The sequence below is a fragment of the Pseudomonas sp. K5002 genome (assembly GCF_013386655.1).
GTDB lineage: Bacteria > Pseudomonadota > Gammaproteobacteria > Pseudomonadales > Pseudomonadaceae > Aquipseudomonas.
Genome location: NZ_JACARK010001702.1, coordinates 1 through 591 on the forward strand (window position 1 = coordinate 1; position 591 = coordinate 591).

The 591-nt window shown below is 66.5% G+C and carries 1 protein-coding gene; it reads right to left on the bottom strand.

Annotated features, from left to right (window positions below; translation table 11 throughout):
* Positions 1–128: 128 nt before the first annotated feature.
* Positions 129–591: nitroreductase (locus HX846_RS38790; protein ID WP_178967651.1), on the bottom strand; the 463-nt coding region annotated here is incomplete at its 5' end.

The window sequence follows — 591 nt, forward strand, 5'->3', positions numbered from 1 at the left end:
CACCCAATGTGGGAGCGGGCTTGCCCGCGAATACGGTGGATCAGTCGGTATATGTATTGACTGACACACCGCATTCGCGAGCAAGCCCGCTCCCACACAAGCCCGTCCACATTTAGAGTCGCGCTGCCTTATTGACCCGTCCAGGCCGCCACAAACGGCGCGAGGTCTTCTTTCGGGGCCGTACGCGGCGGGTTTTGTGGGGTGCCCAGGTAGAGGAAGCCAATCACTTCCTCATCCGCCTTCAGCCCGAGGCCTTTGGCGACATGGGCCGAGTACGACAACTCACCGGTGCGCCACACCGCGCCGATCCCCTGGGCGTACGCCGCCAGCAGAATCCCGTGAGCCGCACAGGCCGCCGCCAGCAGCTGCTCGGATTTTGGCACTTTGAAATGTTCTTGCAGGCGGGCAATCACCACCACCACCAACGGCGCCCGCAGCGGGCCGTTCTGCGCCTTGTCGATCGCGGCCTGGGGCGCGTCGGCGTCCTGCAGGCGGGCGGCTTCGGCCAGCAGGGTGCCCATGCGCTCACGTGCCGCACCTTCCACCGTCAGGAAGCGCCAAGGGCGCAGCTGGCCGTGGTCGGGCGCGCGC